This is a genomic window from Streptomyces sp. NPDC047453, assembly GCF_040643155.1.
GTDB lineage: Bacteria > Actinomycetota > Actinomycetes > Streptomycetales > Streptomycetaceae > Streptomyces.
The window spans coordinates 31570-50221 of record NZ_JBEYTS010000007.1; the positions used below are offsets into that span (position 1 = coordinate 31570).

Sequence of the window (18652 nt, forward strand, 5' to 3'; positions counted from 1 at the left end):
TGGCAAGGGGCCATCAGGAGGGGATCACCATGGCCATTCCTCAGGTCGCGCGGCTCATCACCGCCATCGGTGCCGCCGGCACGCTGGTTTTCACCTCGGCGACGGGTGCCAGCGCCTCGGCAGTCGGCTCGACCCCCGTGCGGACCTTCGAGTACAGCGTGGGCGGCGTGACCATGAAGGTCCCCACGGGCTGCATGTTCACGCACATCATCCGCGGCAGCGCACTCCGGATCACCTACCAGAACGCCGGCGTCGACTGCGCCTTCGTGGGAGCACTCAGCAGTGGCTTCTGCAACTGGCGTATCGACTTCACCTACGCGGACACCGGCAACCGCACCTATCGCACTTCGCGCGGCAGGACGCACGACGAGTGCAAGATCGACCCCATGCGGAGCAACTCTCCTCAGACCCTGCCTCGTTATGGCAAGACATGCGCCCACCTCCACGTCAATGGCGTGCGGCGGGTGAGTCAGTGTCATCACGTCACGAAGTGAGCCGAGTATGAGCGAGCAGCAGCGGCAGCAGGGGAAGGCGGATGGGCCGGCGGAGGAGCGGGCCGGCGTCATGCGGCGCTGGGCCGGGGTTTGTGGGTTTGGGGTTGGGTTTGGGGTCGTTGTTGCGTTCTTCGCGTTCTTTCCCGGGTTGCCGCATGTCATCGACTGGGGTGCTCTTCTTCTTGCGCTGGCGGTGGGGCTGCTTGGGCGGTGGGGTGGGAGGGCCTGGGTGAAGAGGGTTCGCGCTTATCGGTGTTAGGGCGGCGGGACGCGATGGCCAAGGTCAGGGTCACCGCTGTCGAGGCCGCCGCCGTCGCCGTCATCGCCGTTGTGGGGGACGTGAGTTGGGCGATCGTGCCGGCCAGGGTGGCGCCGACGCCCTGGAGGGTGAGCATGCCCGCGGAGTGCAGACCCAGGGCGTGGCCGGCCAGTTCGTCGGGGGTCGAGTTCATCAGGTGCTCCTGCTGGACCAGGCTCGCGCCGAAGCCGACGGAAGCGAGGGTGACCAGGCAGGCGGCCACCGGCACGGGCGGGTGGAGAGCGAAGAGCAGGTACGGACCGGCCAGGAGCAGAAGCAGCGGCGTGGCCGCCCGGCGCCGTACCGCCGGAGGCAGCAGGCGGCCCACCGTCACGTCGCCGGCCAGCATGCCGAGCGCCGCGCACGCGAACAGCGTGCCCGCCGCGGCGGGGGCGTAGGAGACGTAGAGGGACTCGCAGCCGACCACCAGGCCGTTGGGGAGCCACAGGCCCAGGTAGGTCAGACGGCGCCGGCGGGACGACCACAGCAGGGCGTTGGTACGCCAGGTCGCCGAGACCGAGGGGCGGCCGGAGGCACGGGGCCGCCGGTGGGTCAGGCCGAGGCGGAGCACCGCGGCCGCCACGGAGTACAGCATCGCGGACAGCAACAGCGAGGCCCGCGGTGACAGGGCCGCCACCAGCACCCCGCCCGTCGCGTACCCGGCGATCTGCATGACGCCGCTCATCATGTTGAACACCGAACGCCCCAGCAGATAGCCGTCCTTGGACAGGATCTCGTTCAGCAGTCCCCAGCGGACGCCCCCGCCCAGGGAGGCGACCAGCCCCTGCGCGAGGACCACGGCGAAGACCGCCCACAGCGCCAGGCCGGGCACCGCCAGCAGCGCCGTGCCCGCGGCGAAGGACAGGCACACGCCCACCAGCGCACGGCGCGGCGGCAGCCGGTCCGCGCCGGACAGGAAGAGGGTGGCGCCGAGCACCTGGGCCAGCGAGGGGCCGAACATGCTCACCGCGGAGAGCAGCGGCGAGTCCGTCGCCCGGTACACCAGGGTGCCGAGCGCGAGTCCGCTCGCCGTCTGGGCCACCGTCTGCGCGCAGGACGAGAGGAAGAGCGGGGTGAACTCCGGGGTGCGGAAGAGCTGTTGATAACTGCGCATGCGCCGGAGTCTCGGGCGGGCACGGAGCCGGTGGTTATTGTTTCGCACAGGTGCGAAAGGTCGCCGGGAGCGGGAGGGTCCATGGGCTGGTGGCAGGTCAACGCCGACACGCTCGCCGGAAGCCGGTTCCTGCTCTCGCCGCTCGCCGAGACCTTCGCGAGCCTGAAGCTGCTGCACGCTGGCACCGGCGGGCATCCCGGCGAACAGGCGTGGCTGCACGCGCACCTGCCCGCCTACCGACGGCTCCTCGCCGACGACCCCGTCACCGCGCTCCTCGTCCGCGCCGGACTCGGCCGGGACTGGATCGCCGACTTCCTCACCCCCACGCCACGGGACGAGGAGTCCTTCGAGGAGGGTGTCGAGCGGGTGCGCGCCACCGACCCTGCGGGCGCCCGCGCGCACCTGCGGACCTCGCTCGCCGGGTCGCTGCCGGCCGCGCTGGAGCGGGACGACCTGCCCGAGCGCGCGGCCCGGCTCCTGGAGTACGTGTGGGCGGACTCCGTACGGCCCTACTGGGCCCGGCGGCGGCGCGTCCTCGAAGCCGATGTCGCGGCACGGACCGCGCGGGTCAGCCGGGGCGGCTGGGCGGCGGTACTGGACACCCTGCGGCCGGGCACGCGCTGGCTCGGCGAGAGCCGGTTCCAGGTCAACCTGCACGAGTATCCGCCGCGCGAGATCTCCGGCGCCCAGCTCGTCTTCGTACCGGTCACCCCGCAAGCCGGCTGGGTGTCGTGGGACGAAACGCAGCGCCGGTACGCCGTCGTCTACCCCTGCGCCGGTGCCCTCGCCGACACCGACGCGCGCCGCTCCGCCGTGCCCGCGGGCCTCGGCGCGCTGCTGGGCCGTACTCGTGCGCAGGTGCTGATCCTGCTCGACTCGCCGCTCAGCACCACGCAACTGACCGCCGTGACCGGGCAGAAGCTCGGCTCCGTGGGCCGCCATCTGCGCGTACTGCTGGACGCGGGGCTGGTGGAGCGCCGACGAGCCGGACGATCGGTGCTGTACTCCCGGACGGGGGCGGGCCAGGTCCTCATCGAGGCGGCAGCCTCAAGGGCAGGCACGGGGACGAGCACGCGGACAGGCGCAGAGACCGGCGCGCGGACCGACCCGGGTTCCGGCGCAGGAACCGGCGCAGGGTCGAGCCCGGGCAAACGAGAGGCCCTAGGGGGCCGCCGCTCGGTGCTGCCGTCCCCGCGCGGCTAGCATCCGGTCATGACGACTTCAGACAGCAGCGGTGCCACCACCCCGGACTCCCCCCTGGCCGTGGAGATCGGCGCTCTCCAGGGCGGGCCGGCCGGCCTCGGGCAGTACGCGGGGCAGGTCGTGCTCATCGTGAACGTGGCGTCCAAGTGCGGGCTCACCCCACAGTACGCCGGGCTCGAACAACTGCACGAGCGGTACGAAGCGCAGGGCTTCACCGTGCTCGGGGTTCCGTGCAACCAGTTCATGGGGCAGGAGCCGGGCAGCGCCGAGGAGATCGCCGAGTTCTGTTCCGCCACGTACGGCGTCACCTTCCCCATGACCGAGAAGGTCGAGGTGAACGGGGAGGGGCGGCACGCGCTCTACGAGCGTCTGACCGGCTTCGCCGACGCCGAGGGCCACAGCGGGGACATCCGCTGGAACTTCGAGAAGTTCCTGGTCGGCCGGGACGGCAAGGTCGTCGCCCGGTTCTCCCCGCAGACCGGTCCCGAGGCCGCCGAGCTGGTCGCGGCCGTCGAGGAGCAGCTCGCCTGAAGGGCCCGTCCCGCGCCCGACCCACGCCCGTCCCACGGGCCTCGCCCGAAGGGCCCGACCCAGAGGTGTTGACCTTGCCCCTGGGGCAGGGCGGAGCGTCCTTTCCGCCGGGCGGAACAGGCCGCCCGGTGACGGAGGATGAGGGCGTGGACGAGGAGCTGCTCACCATCGGCGCGTTCGCCGCGCGGGCCCGGCTGTCGGCCAAGGCCCTGCGGCTGTACGACCGTCTCGGCCTGCTGGTCCCGGCGCACGTCGACGCGTCCAGCGGCTACCGCTACTACCGCGGGTCCCAGATCGAGCGGGCCCGGCTCGTGGCACTGCTGCGCGAGCTGGACATGCCGCTCGCCCAGGTCGCCGAGGTGGTCGAGGCCGTCGAGGTGGACGGCCCAGTACGCGGCCGACCGGCTCGCCGCGTACTGGGCGGCCGTCGAGACACGGGTGGCCGGCCAGCGGACCCTCGCCGAGTACCTCCGTGGACGACTGTCGGGGAGGAGCTCCGAGATGTACGGCAAGTTCGAGGTGGAAACGGTCGACGTACCCGGCCAGGTGGTGATCAGCGAGACGCGGCACACCCTGGCGGACGAGCTGCCCGCGTGGATCGGGGCGTCGCTGACCCGGCTGCTGGCGGCGGCCGGCGAGTGCGGTGGTGTCACGGCGGCGCCGTTCGTCGTCTACCACGCCGAGGTGTCCATGGAGAGCGACGGGCCCGCCGAGGCCTGTGTGCCCGTCGCCGACGAGGCGGCCGCCCGGGCGTGGGCCGAGGCGCGGGGACGGGCCTGGGAGACGAAGGTGCGGGTGGAGCCGGCGCAGCGGCTGGCCTACACCCGGATCACCAAGGCGCAGGTGGCCCATCCGCAGATCCTGGCCGCGTTCGGCGCGGTGGAGCAGTGGATCGCCGAACGGGGACTGGAGCAGGCGGGACCCTGCCGGGAGGTGTACTTCGCGGACTGGGACGCGTCGGGGCCGGAGGACCCGGTGTGCGACGTGGCGTTTCCGGTGAGGTGAGCGGACCGACCAGCCCGCCCGGCGTCCGAGGACGAGGCCTTCCTGAGGACGAGGCCGTGCAGGCCGGAGCGGGGGTCTGGGGGCAGCAGTCCCCAGCGCCCCCGCACCCGGCAGCGGTCACTTCAACTCGTCCGGGCACGGAGTGCCCCGCGGCAGCTGGTACGGCGCCGCCAGGCGGTACGTGCCCGCCTTCGGCGCGACCAGCACGGTCCACTTGTCGCCCTCGGCGTCCCGCTCCGTCTCCATGAGGCAGCCGTTGACGTTGTCGTACGTCTTCGGCTCGCCCTCGGCGCGGTGCTTGGAGGCGTCGGTCTCCTGGGGCGGCTTGAGGCTCTTGCCCTGGTCGTCGACGAGGCTCAGCCATGGCGAGTACGGGATGCGGATGAGGACGCGGCCGGCCTTGCGCACCTGGAGGGTCATCTCGCCCTGCTCGGCGCGTTCGACGACCGCGTCCGGCTCGGCGAGCGACGCCGGGTCGGTGACCTTGAACAGCTGCCAGTTGGCGTCGCCCCAGACCTGCTTGAGGTACGGCATGCCCTCCTGCACCAGCGCGCGCTCGCGCTCGCCGCCGTTGCCGTCGACCTCGCCCTTGGGCAGCACCACGTAGTGCACCGCCCACCGCTGCAGCCAGTCGTGGTAGTTCGCCGAGTTGAGCGTGTCGTCGTAGAAGAGCGGGTTGCGCTGCATGTCGGCCTGCCGGTTCCAGCCGCGGGCCAGGTTGACGTAGGGCGCCAGCGCGGAGGCCTCGCGGTGGGAGCGGGCGGGGATCACCTCGACGCGGCCCTTCTCCGCGCCCACCTGCTGCAACTGGTTGACCAGGGGGGCCAGCTCGCGCGCCCAGGAGGCGGCGGGCGTGGTGTTGACGATGTCGTCGACCGACTTGAACCCTATCCAGCCGACGAAGACGGCGACGGCCAGCACGATCGTGTACCAGGTGCGCGAGCGCGGGACCGCGAACGGCAGCGCAGCCACCAGGACCACCCCGCCGAACAGCATGGCCAGCCGGGTGATGTTGGAACCGATCTGGGAGCTGATCAGCCAGACCAGGACGACCGCCAGGCCGTACACCGCGGACGTGATCCGGACCGTCTTCCACTCCCGGGGGACGAGGACGACGGCGAACACGGCGTAGACCAGGGGCAGGATCACCGAGGCGAACGACATCGGCTGGGTGCCGGAGAACGGGAACAGCCAGGCCGACGCGGCCACCACCGCGGCCGGCGCCAGGCCCAGCGCCCAGGCGCCCGGGCGGCGCTTCTGGAAGAACAGCGCGACCGCGACCAGGCCCACGAACAGGCCCGCCACCGGCGAGGACATGGTGGCGAGCGCGGCCAGCGGGGCCGCGACCAGCGCCTTCGCCCAGCGTTTGAAGCGCCAGCGGTGCGGCCAGCAGAACACGGCCGCGACCGCACCCAGCGCGAACATCGTCCCCAGCCCGAAGGTCACCCGGCCCGACACCGCGTTGCACAGCAGCCCGAAGACGCCCATCAGCGCGGCCCACAGCGGGTTCCTGACCGAGCGGCTGCGGATGAGGACCAGCGTCAGCAGGCCCGCCGAGGCCGTGCCCGCGATCATCATGGTCGTACGGACGCCGAGGAGGGACATCAGATACGGCGACACCACGCTGTACGACACCGGGTGCATGCCGCCGTACCAGGCGAGGTTGTACGCCGAGTCGGGGTGCCGGCCGACGAACTCGGCCCAGGCGTCCTGCGCCGCGAGGTCGCCGCCACTGTTGGCGAACGTGAAGAACCAGACGATGTGCAGCAGACCGGCCAGGACGGTGACGGACAGGACCGGGTGCCGCAGCATCCGCTCCCTCAGCGCCATGACCGCCGACCGGGCGCGGGACCGTTCGCCGTCCCGATCGCCCCCGGGGTCGCCCACCGGGCCGTCCGGCCGCCCGCGGTCACCGTCCGTGTCAGTCGTGGACGCGCCTATTCGCGCACCGTTCCCCGGGCCCGGCTCGGCGTCGTCGGCGCGTGTCGGATCCGCTGTGGCCACCTGACGGCACTCCCCGTGTCCTGTTCTCTGTTCGCGGCCGCGTCCCGCGACCGGCGACATGCCCGTTTCGTGACGCTAGCACGCACCCCGCCGGATCAGCTCCCGGGTGGGGCTGGTCGACGGGGTGCGCGGGTACGGCGACGGCCGCCGGATGACGCGAAGGTCAGCCGAGGCGCGTCAGCTTGGCCGGGAAGCCCGGCTCGGCGAGGTCCTCCTGGAGGGCGACGGGGACCTGTACGGCACCGTCCCCGCCGTCACCGACGGTGAGCATGCCCACCTCCGTGCCGGCCTTCGCGGTGTGCGGCAGTACGTCCTTGGTGACCAGGGACAGCTTCACCCGCAGACCGGCCCAGCCGACCGCGGTGACGTCCTTGGTGACGACGACCGGCGTGTGGCCGCCGAGCTGGTCGTCGACGTACCCGACGACATCGCCCTTCTTCACGATCTTCGCCGAGGTCGGCACGTCCTTCGCGGCGAGCAGCGCGGTCTTGCTGACCGCGTTGACCGTGTCGAGGATCGACTGTCCCTTGTGCTGGCCGAGGATCGCGCCGACGATCGTCACCGTCCGGCCGCCGACCTGCTTGTGAGCGGCGAAGAGCAGGTTGCCGCCGGCCGCGGTGGTGGAGCCGGTCTTGATGCCGATCGCACCGATGGCGTAGGGCAACTCGTTGTAGTTGTTCCAGTACTTCCCGGTCGGATCCGTCCAGCTGGCCGCGCTGGTGATGGCCACCATGGCCGGGATCTTCATGGCCGCGTTGCCGAGCTTCACCTGGTCCTCGGCGGTGGAGACGGTGGTCTCCTTCAGACCCGAGGGGTCGGTGTACGTGGTGTTCGCCATCCCGAGTTCCTTGGCGGCGGCGTTCATCTTCTTGACGAACTCCGCCTCGGAGCCCGCGTCCCAACGGGCCAGCAGACGCGCGATGTTGTTCGCGGACGGGATCATGACCGCCGACAGGGCCTGCTTCTCGGTGAGGGAGTCGCCGACCTTCATGGTGTTGAGCGTGGACTCGCCGGCCTTGTCGTAGCCGCCCTCCTTCTCCGCCGTCGCGTCGATCTCGATCTTCGGACCTTCCTCGCCGGCCTTCAGCGGGTGGTCGCGCAGGATGATGTACGCGGTCATGGTCTTGGCGACCGAGCCGATGGCGACCGGCTTCTGCTCGCCGAAGTGGTCCATCGTGCCGACGCCGTCCACGTCCATCCAGCCCTGGCCCTCGTCGGGCCACGCCAGCTTCACCTGGTCGCCTTGGAAGGTGTAGGTGTCCTCGGCGGTCAGCGCGAAGGCGGGGTCGGGCAGCGGGCGCACGGCCTGCACGACCGCAAAGACGATCAGCAGGAGGATGACCAGCGGGGTCCAGATCTTGACGCGGCGCACCGCGGTGCGCAGCGGGGTCTCCGGGGGCGGCGGAGTGTTCGTCAGCTCGGCCAGCAGGTCCAGCGGCGGCTTGGGAGGCAGCGGCTGCTGCGTGGTGCGCTCGGGACCCACCTGAGGAACGGCGGCCGTGGCGTCCGCGGGTACGGGCTTGGACGTGGGCGTGTCCGGCTGCGCGGGCTGCGGCTTGCGGGGCTGCGGGGTGTCGAGGTGCTTGAGCGCGACGAACTTGCTGGTCCGCTCGGCGTCGGACTCGGGCGCCCGCTTCTTGTCGCCGCCCAGCTTGAGCATGGTCGTGGGCTGGTCGACCTGAGGCTTGGCGGCGCCGCCGATCTTCAGCATGGTGGTGGGCTGGTCCACGGGCGGCTTCTCGTCCGGGGCCACCCCCTCCGAGCCGCTGTCACCGGCTTCGGGTTCGTCGTCCTCCGCGACCTCGTCGGCTTCGGCACGCTTGCCGTCACCGGAGCCCTCGGCGCCGCCGTCACGCTTGGCATCGCCGTCATCGGCGGCGTCCTCGGCGTCGTCAACGTCGGCGTCGGGCCCCTCGGCGTCAGCCTCGGGCTCAGCCCCGGCCTTCGTACGCTCGGCAGCCTCAGGGGCGGCCCCGGCCTCGGAACGCTTCGCGTCGTCAGCCTCGTTGACCTCCTCCGCGTCGGGAGCGTCGACCGCGTCGGGAGCGTCGACCGCGGCGTCGTCGGCGGCCTCGGGCTCAGCCCCGGCCTTCCCACGCGCGGCGTCCTCGGACCCCTCGGCGTCGGCCTCCGGCGCGACCCCGGCCTTCGTAGGCTCGGCGTCGTCGGCGTCCTCCGCCTCGGAAGCGCCCACCGCGGCGTCCTCGGACCCCTCGGCGTCGGCCTCCGGCGCAACCCCGGCCTCCGTAGGCTCAGCGTCGTCGGCGACCTCCGCCTCGGAAGCGCCCACCGCGGCGTCGGCGGCGGCCTCGGGCTCAGCCCCGGCCTTCCCACGCGCGGCGTCCTCGGACCCCTCGGCGTCGGCCTCCGGCGCGACCCCGGCCTCCGTAGGCTCAGCGTCGTCGGCGTCCTCCGCGTCCTTCGCCTCGGAAGCGACCGCGGCCTCGTCGGCGGCCCGGGACTCGGCCCCGGCCTTCCCGCGCTCGGCTGCCTCCCCGCCAGAGGCGCCCTCCGCGGCCTCAGCCTCGGTGTCAGCGTCGGCGTCGGCGTCCTCGGTCCCAGACGCGGCCCCCGCGGCCCCCGCGTCCTCCGAGCGCTTCTCGTCGTCCCCGGCGTCCACCCACGCGGCCACCGCCGCACGCAGGCGCGCGTCACCCGGCGCCCCGGCCCCGGCCCCGTCACCGTCGGCGCCGGCCCCTGCGGCAGCGCCCGTAGTGTCATCGGCATCGCCAGCGTCGTCGGTGTCGTCGGTGTCGTCGGTCTTCGCCGTCGTCTTCACGTCCCGCGTCGAAAGCACCCGAGTGGCCGTATCGACCCCGCCGCGCCCCTCGGAGCCACCTGCCGAGCCCGGCTCACGTGACTTCGCCGACTCACCGAACTCCCCCGTCAGCGCGAGCCGCGGGTCGCGGGCCTCGTTCCTGGACTCGGGAACCGGACCCGCGCTCCCCGACGTCTTTTGTACCGACGACTCGCGCTGCTTCGACCTGTCGGGGGACTCGCCCGCCACCGATGCCTCCTCATGTGCCGCACGCCCAACGTGCCGCTACCGAACCGTGAATCACGATCTGAACCGCCACCCGGACGACGCAGCCGGACCCTTGGCCGTACCACTGTCCGAACCATGTACCAGTGTCCTGTGTACGGACCAAACCCATGCGGTAGACGAGAACGACATACCTACCGGTTCCCTTACGAACCGGTCACGCACCCTCGACAGACCAATGTGAGAGGGGTCACCCTGTCATTCATCCACGCGGGGAGGCATGGATGGGCAGGAGCCGCAGAACACTTCCGGAGGAGCTTCTGTTGCTGGCACTGGACCCGGCCACGGGTACCACTGCACAGCCGCAGTCGCTCGACCTAGGTCTGGCCGGAGCACAGCTAGTGGAGCTGGCGCTGGCCGGACGGATAGCCCCAGACGGGGATCGTATCGCCGTGGTGGCACCACGGCCGACAGGAGATCCAACTCTGGACTGCGCGTTGGAGTTGCTGCGAAGGCGCGGCGCTCCGGTACGGGCCGTCCACTGGATCGGCGGGCCGCGTCTCGGGCTCCGCCAGACCTACCTCTCGCATCTGGAGCGGTGCGGCATGGTGCACGCCGTGGCCGGCCAGATGTGCGGGGTGCTGCCGACGACTCGCTACCAGGCGACGGACACCGCCATCAGCCGGGAGATCAGGTCCCGGCTGGACTCGGCGATCCGCACCGGCGTACCGCCGGACCCGCGGACGGCGGCGCTCGCCGCGCTGGCGCACGCGGTCGGCCTCGGCAAGCACCTGTACCCCGGCAACGAGGGGCGGTCGTCACGGTCCCGGCTCAGGGACCTGATCCGGCACGACCCCATGGGCGGCCTCGTGGCGCACGCCGTGATGGACGTCCAGAACGGCGTGGCGGCACAGCCACGCCGCAGCGCGGCCTCGGCACCTCGCCAGGGCGGGGCGGGCGCCAGGCCCGCGGCGGAACCCGCTCGCGGAGTTCCGATGCAGCCACGCCACGGCTCCATGGCCCGTGCCGTGGCCCACTGAGCCGCACGGTTCGGAACGCCGCACCGTACAGATCAACGCCGCACCGCAGTCCCCAGCCCCGGAGCGACGGTCCGGGAGCCGCAGGATCGACAGGGGCGGCGGGAACGTACACCTCGTACGCGTCCCGCCGCCCATTCGGCCATGTCCCGGTGCGGAGTACGTGCCCGAACTGACGTGTACCCGCTGCATATCCGGCGTTTCCCAGCGGTAGTAAGCACCTTGGTGGCAGTCTGCTCAGCAGCAGATACGCAAAGTAGAGGCATGCGGCCGGAGGTGCACGTCCCGTGGCGTCCAATGTCAATCCCACTGTCAGGCGGCGCCGGCTGGGCCAGGAGTTGCGCAGGCTGCGCGAACTCAAGGGCATGACGGCCGAGGAGGTGGCCGAGCGACTGCTGGTGTCGCAGTCGAAGATCAGCCGCCTGGAGAACGGCCGGCGCAGCATCAGCCAGCGCGACGTGCGCGATCTTTGCGGGGTCTACGAGGTGGAGGACCACCGGATCGTCGACTCGCTGATGCAGATGGCCAAGGACTCGCGCCAGCAGGGCTGGTGGCACTCCTTCGGCGACATCCCCTACAGCGTCTACATCGGCCTGGAGACGGACGCGGCGAGCCTGCGGATCTACGACCCTCAGGTCGTCCCGGGGCTGCTTCAGACCCACCAGTACGCGGAGGCGCTGATCGCCGGCGCCCTGCCGGAGACGGCGCCCGCCGACATCGAGAAGCGGGTGCAGGTCAGAATGCGCCGGCAGGAACGAATCTCCGCCGCCGAGAACCCGTTGCGGCTGTGGACGGTCCTGGACGAGGCCGCCCTGCGCCGGATCGTCGGCAGCCCCGCCCTGATGCGGGAGCAGTTGGAGCACCTGGTCGAGCAGTCCCGACTGCCGCACGTGACCGTGCAGGTCATCCCCTTCGACATGGGCGCGCACCCGGGCCTCAACGGCCAGTACGCGATCCTGGAGTTCCCGGACACGGCGGACTCCAGCGTCGTCTACATCGAGGGCGTCACCAGCGACCTGTATCTGGAGAAGGCGAACGACGTCCAGAAGTACAGCGTGATGTACGAGCACCTGCGGGCGCAGGCCCTGAACGTGGAGCAGTCACGTCAGTTCATCGCGGACATCGCGAAGGGGCACATGCGCTGAACGGAGGGCATGCTCCGGGGCGTTGGGCGGAGGAAATCATTCCGCGGCTGGAAAAGGCCGCACCGTACACCTCCACCAAGCCAAGGCGGAAGACTCCCTTGGAATATGCCATCCGTAAGGATGAATCGTCACTTCGGACTTGGAGTGCGGCAGGTAGCGTCGATCACGCCATCAAGCACAACGTTGGCGTAAACCACTCCACTCGCAATCCGGAGCAGAAATGGCAATTCGTCAGGGCGTCACGGAGACGTGGACCAAGTCCTCGTACTCCACGGGCAACGGCGCGTGCGTCGAAGTCAAGTCACCGGTGGTCGCGGCCATGGCGGTCCGGGACTCCAAGGTCCCCACGGGCCCGGTGCTCGGCTTCCGCGCCGACACGTGGAACACCTTCGTGGCGTCAGTCAAGGCTTGAGAAGACGACACAACCGCACGACAACTGCAACAAGCGCCAATTGATGAGCCCTCTCGACGAGTTCGCCGTCCTTGCCGAGGGGGCTCCGCTTGTGCCCGGACCCCGACTCCGCCCAGGACCTGACCCCGTCCACCCCTCATTCACATACATGAACCAAGGTCGGTGAGCCGAGAAGGTCAACACGGACGGGGACGGCGACCTGGCGGCGGCCGCGGTACCGGCTCCGGCGGGCGCGGGCGACGACGTGGTGGGGAAGCAGCCGTAGCGGCGCGCGGCCCGGGCGGCTACCGGGCCCCGCGCGGATAGCGTGCCAGCCACCCCGGGGAGGACCCGGTGGGCCCGTGCAGTGCGGGCCCCTGGGTCATCTCCATCGCGAAGTCGTCCGCCAGGACCAGCAGAGTGGGACGGCCCTCCAGCTCGGCCAGCCAGCCCGGCGGGAGGGCCGTCTCGCCGTGCAGGACGCCGAGCAGCCCGCCGGTGAGGGCACCGGCCGCGCCGGAGGACCCGCCGTGGTTCACCGCCAGGCACAGCCCGTGGCGTACGTCCTCGCTCACCAGCGCGCAGTACACGGACACGGCGAGCAGCCCCGCCGCCGTCCCCTCCCCCGCCAGCTCCTCCACCCGGTCCGGGGTCGGCATGCCCTGCCGTACCGTGCCCAGCGCGCGCTGGAGGGCGTCCGACACCGGCTGGTGGCCGGGGTACGCGGCGAGCAGCGCCAGCGACTTCTGCACGGCGCCGTCGAGACCGTCGCCGCGGGCGAGGGCGTGCACGATCACGGCGTAGGCGCCGGCGGCGAGGCAGGCGGTGGGGTGCCCGTGGGTCTGCGCCGCGCACTCGACGGCAAGCTGCAGGACGAGATGCGGCTCCCAGCCGACGAGAAGCCCGAAGGGCGCCGACCGGGCGACCGCCTCCGGACCGGCCTCGGCGGGGTTCTTGGGCGCCTCCAGGGTGCCCATGGTGTCGTCCCCGAACCCGATCAGCAGCGGCCGGCTGGGGCTGCGCCGGGCGTACAGCCACTCCTCGCGGGCCAGCCAGCCGTCGTCCTTGCGCCGCTCGTCGGGCCCCCAGTCCCGCTGGGTGGCGGCCCACCGCAGGTACGCGCGGTGCACATCGGTGGGCGGATGCCAGGCCCCGGTGTCGCGGCGGACCTGCGCGCGGATGAGCCCGTCGACGGAGAAGAGGGTGAGCTGCGTGAAGTGCGTGACGGCACCGCGGCGGCCGTGGGCGGGCTCGAGATCGCGGATCCCCTCGGGTCCGTGGGCCTCCCGGATCGCTCCGAGATCCAGGGACTCCACCGGCGCACCGAGGGCGTCCCCCACGGCCACCCCGAGCAACGTCCCCCGCACCCGGCTCCGGAAGTCCTGCTGCTCGCCACGCCCCCAGACGACCCCGGACGTCGCACCCACGCTGAGACCTCCTGCCGTTACCCGTCCGTACGGTCCCCAGTTCAGCACTGTATTCGAACGGGAACGGTCTGTTCAGGGGATGGACTGGTGAGGAAGGTGTGGTGAAAGTGATCCGAAAGAGTCGGAGAGCGTCTGGGCACGGACCTCAGTCGACCACCTGTGGGTCACGGAAGTAGTAGACGACCGTCACCTCCGCATCCTCCGGCTCGAGCTTCCTCAAGAGCCGCCATGGAGACGCGGTGCGAGTTCGGCCCAGACCGTCTTGCCGTGGGCGGGGGCCTCGGCGACGCCCCAGCGCTCGGCGAGCGCGGCCACCAGCAGCAGGCCCCGTCCCGATTCCGCGTCCGCTGGCACCGGGTCCGCGATCCTCGGGAGCCGGTCGCCGCGCGCGTCGGTCACCTCGATACGCAGGACGCCGTTCCCGTGCAGCCTCAGCGCGAGCCGGAAGTCCCTTCCTTTGACGCGCCCATGGAACGCCGCGTTCGCCGCCAACTCCGCCACGATCTGCGCCGCGTCCACGAAGTCCATACCCCAGTCGTCCAATTGGCGTTCGGCCAGCAGGCGGGCCAGTCGCGCACCTCTGCGCGTCGCGGAGAGCTGCACGGCGAAATGGGCCAACGGAACAGCGATCCGGAGGGACAATTTCTTACTCATGTCACCCAGAGTCGTCATCTGTCCCTACGCTGAACAGCCATCACCTCGGTACGCAACGCGGCTGTACGAACGCGGGGCGGAGTCGTCCGGCTCGTACGTCGGGAGGGGAAGGCATGGAGGACGAAGAGGCCGAGGCCGTACTCAGGACGGTCGGCCGGCAGATCAAGATGTGGCGGGAAGCCGCCGGGCTCAAGCAGGCCGAACTCGGCGCCGCCATCGGGTACGGCGACGAGATGGTCTCGTCCGTCGAGCGCGGACGCCGCATCCCCAAGCCCGACTTCCTCGACAAGGCCGACGAGGTGCTGGGCGCGGGCGGGAAGCTGTCCGTGATGAAGGCGGATGTGGAGCGGGCGCGGTACCCCAAGAAGGTGCGGGATCTGGCGAAGCTGGAGGGGGAGGCCGTCGAGTTGGGTGCGTTCGCGGCTCTTCATATCCACGGGCTTCTTCAGACACCGGAGTACGCAGAGGCGTTGTACGGGATGCGACGGCCTGCCTACACGGAGGACGAGATCGAGCGTCACGTAGCCGCCCGCATGGCACGCAAGGCCGTCTTCGAGCGAGTGCCACGGCCGCTGATCACCTTCGTACAGGAAGAGGTGACGCTGCGGCGACCGATCGGAGGCAGAATGGCGCTACGGCGACAGCTCGAACACCTGATGGAGATGAGCGAGTTGCGGCACGTCGAGATCCAGGTAATGCCCACCGACCGGGATGATCACGCGGCCATCATGGGCTCGTTCCGGCTGCTGAAGCTCCAGGGTGGCAAGACACTGGGGCACTCGGAAGGCCAGTTGCACGACAGAGTGATCAGCGATCCACGGGAAGCCCAGACCCTGGAAATGCGCTATGGATTGATCCGGGCGCAGGCACTCGCGCCCCGGGAGTCACGGGCGTTCATCGAAAAAATGTTGGGAGAACTGGCATGACCCCCGCGCTGGAGTGGTTCAAGAGCAGCTACAGCGGCAACGACGGCCCCGATTGTGTCGAGGTCGCCATAGCCACCCCCTCCCCCACCACCGTCCACGTCCGTGACTCCAAGGACCGGGACGGTGCGCGGCTCGCGTTCGGGGGCGCGTCCTGGAGCGCGTTCGTCGAGGGTGTCGCTATTTGACGACCTCGACCCTCGTGCCCTTGGCCGCGAAGGTCCACAGGGCCGTGCCGTCGGGCTTGCCCATGCGGATGCCGCCCGTCTTGGCGTCGGCGGCGGCCGGCGGGGGTGAGGCGCCGTCCACGGCGTTGCTGAAGGCGATGAAGATGCCGGACTTGCCCGCGAAGTACATGATGTGCTCGATCTGCACGCCGTCCGAGCCGGTCGTCGTGGGCACGCGGTTGGAGATCACGTAGGCGCCCGGGTCGGGGCTCACCGTGCCCGGCCACACCGGGAAGGTGAGGGTGGGTTTGTCGCTCTCGTCGACCAGCCACACCCGCTTCTGGGCGAGGGCGTAGACGATCCGGCGGCCCACGCCCGAGTCGGCCGGGACGGCCGGCGGGGCCGGGGGCTTGGGCTTGGCGGAGGGGCTTGCGCTTGCCGAGGGGGCGGGTCGTTGGTGGGCCGTCGCGGCCGTGGGGTGGGGACCCTGGTCGGCCTTCACCGCCAGTACGGCCACTGCCGCGACCGCTCCCACGGTCAGGCCGCTGACCCAGGCCCACGAAGGTATTCGGGCCGCCATGGGCACGCATCTCCTCGGCTGCTACTCGACCCCTCCAGCGGGGGTCGGATCATCGTACTGTGAGCTGCGTCTTCCTCGGTTCAGTCCAGAACCGGGAGCAGGTCCGGCAGGTGGCCGTCCGACGCGGCCGCCGCCCGCCGCCGTTCCTCCGGGACCTCGCCGTAGAGCGTGGTCCTCGGCTTCGCCGGGCGTCCGGCCGCCACCGCCACCGCGATCAGGTCCTTGACGGACTTGTACGAGCCGTAGGAGGAGCCGGCCATGCGGGAGATCGTCTCCTCCATCAGCGTGCCGCCGAGGTCGTTCGCGCCGGAGCGGAGCATTTCGGCGGCGCCCGCCTCGCCCAGCTTCACCCAGCTCGTCTGGATGTTGGGGATCCAGGGGTGCAGCAGGAGGCGCGCCATCGCCGTGACCGCCCTGTTGTCCCGTACGGAGGGGCCGGGCCTCGCGATGCCCGCCAGGTACACCGGGGCGTTGGTGTGGATGAAGGGGAGCGTCACGAACTCCGTGAAGCCGCCGGTCTGCTGCTGGATGCGGGCCAGGGTGCGCAAGTGGCCCAGCCAGTGGCGGGGTTGGTCCACGTGGCCGTACATCATCGTCGACGAGGAGCGGATGCCCAGTTCGTGGGCGGTCGTCACGACCTCGATCCAGGTGGCCGTGGGCAGTTTGCCCTTGGTCAGGACCCAGCGGACCTCGTCGTCGAGGATCTCGGCCGCCGTCCCGGGGATGCTGTCCAGGCCCGCCGCCCCGGCCTCGGTCAGCCACTCGCGGATCGACATGCCGGTGCGGGTGGCGCCGTTGACGACCTCCATCGGGGAGAAGGCGTGCACGTGCATGCCGGGGACGCGTTCCTTCACCGCCCGCGCGATGTCGAAGTAGGCCGTGCCCGGCAGGTCGGGGTGGATGCCGCCCTGCATGCAGACCTCCACCGCGCCGACGTCCCAGGCCTGCTGGGCCCGGTCGGCGACCTGGTCCAGGGACAGGGTGTAGGCGTCCGCGTCGGTGCGGCGCTGGGCGAACGCGCAGAAACGGCAGCCGGTGTAGCAGACGTTGGTGAAGTTGATGTTCCGCGTCACGATGTACGTGACGTCCTCGCCCACCACCGACTTGCGGACGTCGTCCGCGATCCGGCAGAGCGCGTCCAGGGCCGGGCCGTCCGCGTGCAGCAGCGCCAGGGCCTCGCCGTCGGTCAGCTTCACCGGGTCGTCGGCGGCCGTGCGCAGGGCCTGCCGTACGTCCGTGTCGACGCGCTCCGGGGCCATGCCGGGGGCGGCCGCCTCGCGCAGGGCGCCCCAGTCGCCGTACACCTCGTCGAAGTCGCCGCGACGGTCGGCGGTGCGGCCGTCGGTGTCGATGGTGCGGTGCAGGTCGGTGCGGCCGGTGGCGGTGAAGGCCTCGTCCGGCTCCTGCCAGGGGCGGCCCTCGACCACCGCGTCCGTGCGGGCCAGGCCCGTTTCGGGGTCGGCCAGGGCGCGGACGTGCGGTAGCAGCCGCGGGTCGAGCCAGGGCTCGCCGCGGGTGACGAACTCCGGGTAGACGCAGAGCCGTTCGCGCAGCTCGAAGCCCGCCTCCGCCGACTTCTCGGCGAGTTGCTCGATCCGGGGCCAGGGGCGCTCGGGGTTGACGTGGTCGATGGTGAGCGGGGAGACGCCGCCCCAGTCGTCGATACCGGCGCCGATGAGCCGTTCGTACTCCGCGTCCACCAGGTTGGGCGGAGCCTGGAGGCAGGCGGACGGGCCCATGATGTGCCGGGCGACGGCCACCGTGGCGACGAGTTCGTCGAGTTCGGCGTCGGGCATGCCGCGCATGGCCGTATCCGGCTTGGCGCGGAAGTTCTGGATGATCAGTTCCTGGATGCCGTGGTGGGCGCGGGCGACCCTGCGCAGCGCGAACAGGGACTCCGCGCGCTCCTCGTAGGTCTCGCCGATGCCGATCAGGATCCCGGAGGTGAAGGGGACGGAGGAGCGGCCGGCGTCCTCCAGCACCCGCAGCCGCACGGCCGGTTCCTTGTCCGGGGAACCGTGGTGGGGGCCGCCCGGCTCGGACCACAGCCGCCGCGCGGTCGTCTCCAGCATCATGCCCATCGACGGGGCGACGGGCTTGAGGCGCTGGAAGTCCGTCCAGGTCATGACGCCCGGGTTGAGGTGGGGCAGCAGGCCGGTCTCCTCCAGGATGCGGATGGAGACGGCCCGTACGTAGGCGATGGTGCCGTCGTAGCCGTGCGCGTCGAGCCACTCGCGCGCCTCCGGCCAGCGGTCCTCCGGTTTGTCGCCGAGGGTGATCAGGGCTTCCTTGCAGCCGAGTTCGGCGCCGCGGCGGGCGATGTCGAGGACCTCGTCGGGGGACATGAACATCCCGTGCCCGGCGCGGCGCAGCTTGCCGGGCACGGTGACGAACGTGCAGTAGTGGCACTTGTCCCGGCACAGCCGGGTCAGCGGGATGAAGACGCTCTTGGAGTAGGTGATGACGCCGGGGCGGCCGGCGGCCTCGAGGCCGGCGTCCCGCACCCGGGCCGCGGAGGCGGCGAGGTCCCGAAGGTGCTCACCGCGGGCCTGGAGCAGCACCGCCGCCTCGGCGACGTCGAGCGCGACCCCGTCCCGGGCACGTTTGAGGGCGCGACGCAGGGAGTTCTCGGTGGGGCCGGTTCCGGAGGTCGCGGAGGTCGTCATCCTTCGAGCATACGGTCGCGGTCACCAGGG

15 protein-coding genes and 1 pseudogene are annotated in these 18652 nt (G+C 71.3%); 9 read left to right on the forward strand and 7 right to left on the reverse strand.

The features are described from left to right. Nucleotides 1-29: 29 nt before the first annotated feature. On the forward strand, nucleotides 30-494 hold the full coding sequence (locus ABZ818_RS09085) for a hypothetical protein (RefSeq protein WP_361412542.1): 465 nt from the start codon (nucleotides 30-32) through the stop codon (nucleotides 492-494). A gap of 158 nt (nucleotides 495-652) precedes the next feature. Here the strand turns inward: ABZ818_RS09085 and ABZ818_RS09090 are convergent, their stop codons facing one another. Continuing rightward, entirely contained in the window at nucleotides 653-1906 is a 1254-nt protein-coding gene (locus ABZ818_RS09090; RefSeq protein WP_361412544.1) for an MFS transporter, read from the reverse strand. An 81-nt stretch (nucleotides 1907-1987) separates the two neighbouring features. Here ABZ818_RS09090 and ABZ818_RS09095 point away from each other — a divergent pair, with 81 nt between their 5' ends. The 3 genes and pseudogenes from ABZ818_RS09095 to ABZ818_RS09105 all read left to right on the forward strand — a co-directional run bounded on the left by ABZ818_RS09095 (nucleotide 1988) and on the right by ABZ818_RS09105 (nucleotide 4645). Then, nucleotides 1988-3109 (forward strand): winged helix-turn-helix domain-containing protein, encoded by a 1122-nt coding sequence (locus ABZ818_RS09095; RefSeq protein WP_361412546.1) that lies wholly within the window; start codon nucleotides 1988-1990, stop codon nucleotides 3107-3109. Between the two features lie 9 nt (nucleotides 3110-3118). Continuing rightward, nucleotides 3119-3640 carry a glutathione peroxidase gene (locus tag ABZ818_RS09100; protein WP_361412548.1) on the forward strand — a complete coding sequence of 174 codons (522 nt, stop codon included), beginning with the start codon at nucleotides 3119-3121 and terminating at the stop codon, nucleotides 3638-3640. Between the two features lie 128 nt (nucleotides 3641-3768). Continuing rightward, nucleotides 3769-4645 (forward strand): annotated as a pseudogene (locus ABZ818_RS09105) (MerR family transcriptional regulator). Nucleotides 4646-4762: 117 nt separating this feature from the next. Here the strand turns inward: ABZ818_RS09105 and ABZ818_RS09110 are convergent. Further along, complete coding sequence (locus ABZ818_RS09110) at nucleotides 4763-6649, reverse strand: MFS transporter (protein ID WP_361412550.1); 1887 nt, start codon at nucleotides 6647-6649, stop codon at nucleotides 4763-4765. A 163-nt stretch (nucleotides 6650-6812) separates the two neighbouring features. Next, on the reverse strand, nucleotides 6813-9656 hold the full coding sequence (locus tag ABZ818_RS09115) for a D-alanyl-D-alanine carboxypeptidase (protein WP_361412552.1): 2844 nt from the start codon (nucleotides 9654-9656) through the stop codon (nucleotides 6813-6815). Nucleotides 9657-9916: 260 nt separating this feature from the next. Here ABZ818_RS09115 and ABZ818_RS09120 point away from each other — a divergent pair, with 260 nt between their 5' ends. From ABZ818_RS09120 to ABZ818_RS09130, 3 genes are all read left to right on the forward strand, one after another. Further along, nucleotides 9917-10672, forward strand: coding sequence for a GPP34 family phosphoprotein (locus tag ABZ818_RS09120; RefSeq protein WP_361412554.1), 756 nt, complete (start codon nucleotides 9917-9919; stop codon nucleotides 10670-10672). A gap of 284 nt (nucleotides 10673-10956) precedes the next feature. After that, nucleotides 10957-11814 (forward strand): helix-turn-helix transcriptional regulator, encoded by an 858-nt coding sequence (locus tag ABZ818_RS09125; RefSeq protein ID WP_361412556.1) that lies wholly within the window; start codon nucleotides 10957-10959, stop codon nucleotides 11812-11814. Between the two features lie 220 nt (nucleotides 11815-12034). After that, a complete protein-coding gene (locus ABZ818_RS09130; RefSeq protein ID WP_361412558.1) occupies nucleotides 12035-12226 on the forward strand; it encodes a DUF397 domain-containing protein in 192 nt (63 codons plus the stop codon). Nucleotides 12227-12510: 284 nt separating this feature from the next. Here ABZ818_RS09130 and ABZ818_RS09135 read toward each other — a convergent pair whose 3' ends face one another. Both ABZ818_RS09135 and ABZ818_RS09140 read right to left on the reverse strand, forming a co-directional pair. Next, nucleotides 12511-13632 (reverse strand): ADP-ribosylglycohydrolase family protein, encoded by a 1122-nt coding sequence (locus ABZ818_RS09135; protein WP_361412560.1) that lies wholly within the window; start codon nucleotides 13630-13632, stop codon nucleotides 12511-12513. Nucleotides 13633-13848: 216 nt separating this feature from the next. Further along, entirely contained in the window at nucleotides 13849-14286 is a 438-nt protein-coding gene (locus ABZ818_RS09140) for an ATP-binding protein (RefSeq protein ID WP_361412562.1), read from the reverse strand. A 113-nt stretch (nucleotides 14287-14399) separates the two neighbouring features. On the opposite strand from ABZ818_RS09140, the gene ABZ818_RS09145 reads away from it, so the two are divergent. Both ABZ818_RS09145 and ABZ818_RS09150 read left to right on the forward strand, forming a co-directional pair. Then, nucleotides 14400-15212, forward strand: a complete 813-nt coding sequence (locus ABZ818_RS09145) for a helix-turn-helix transcriptional regulator (protein WP_361412564.1) — start codon at nucleotides 14400-14402, stop codon at nucleotides 15210-15212. After that, nucleotides 15209-15397 (forward strand): DUF397 domain-containing protein, encoded by a 189-nt coding sequence (locus ABZ818_RS09150; RefSeq protein ID WP_361412565.1) that lies wholly within the window; start codon nucleotides 15209-15211, stop codon nucleotides 15395-15397. The genes ABZ818_RS09145 and ABZ818_RS09150 overlap by 4 nt, the downstream gene beginning before the upstream one ends. Here ABZ818_RS09150 and ABZ818_RS09155 read toward each other — a convergent pair. Next, a complete protein-coding gene (locus ABZ818_RS09155; protein ID WP_361412566.1) occupies nucleotides 15390-15956 on the reverse strand; it encodes a hypothetical protein in 567 nt (188 codons plus the stop codon). The two genes, ABZ818_RS09150 and ABZ818_RS09155, sit on opposite strands and share 8 nt — an antisense overlap. Nucleotides 15957-16036: 80 nt before the next feature. Next, nucleotides 16037-18622, reverse strand: a complete 2586-nt coding sequence (locus ABZ818_RS09160) for a bifunctional FO biosynthesis protein CofGH (RefSeq protein WP_361412567.1) — start codon at nucleotides 18620-18622, stop codon at nucleotides 16037-16039. Nucleotides 18623-18652 lie beyond the last annotated feature (30 nt).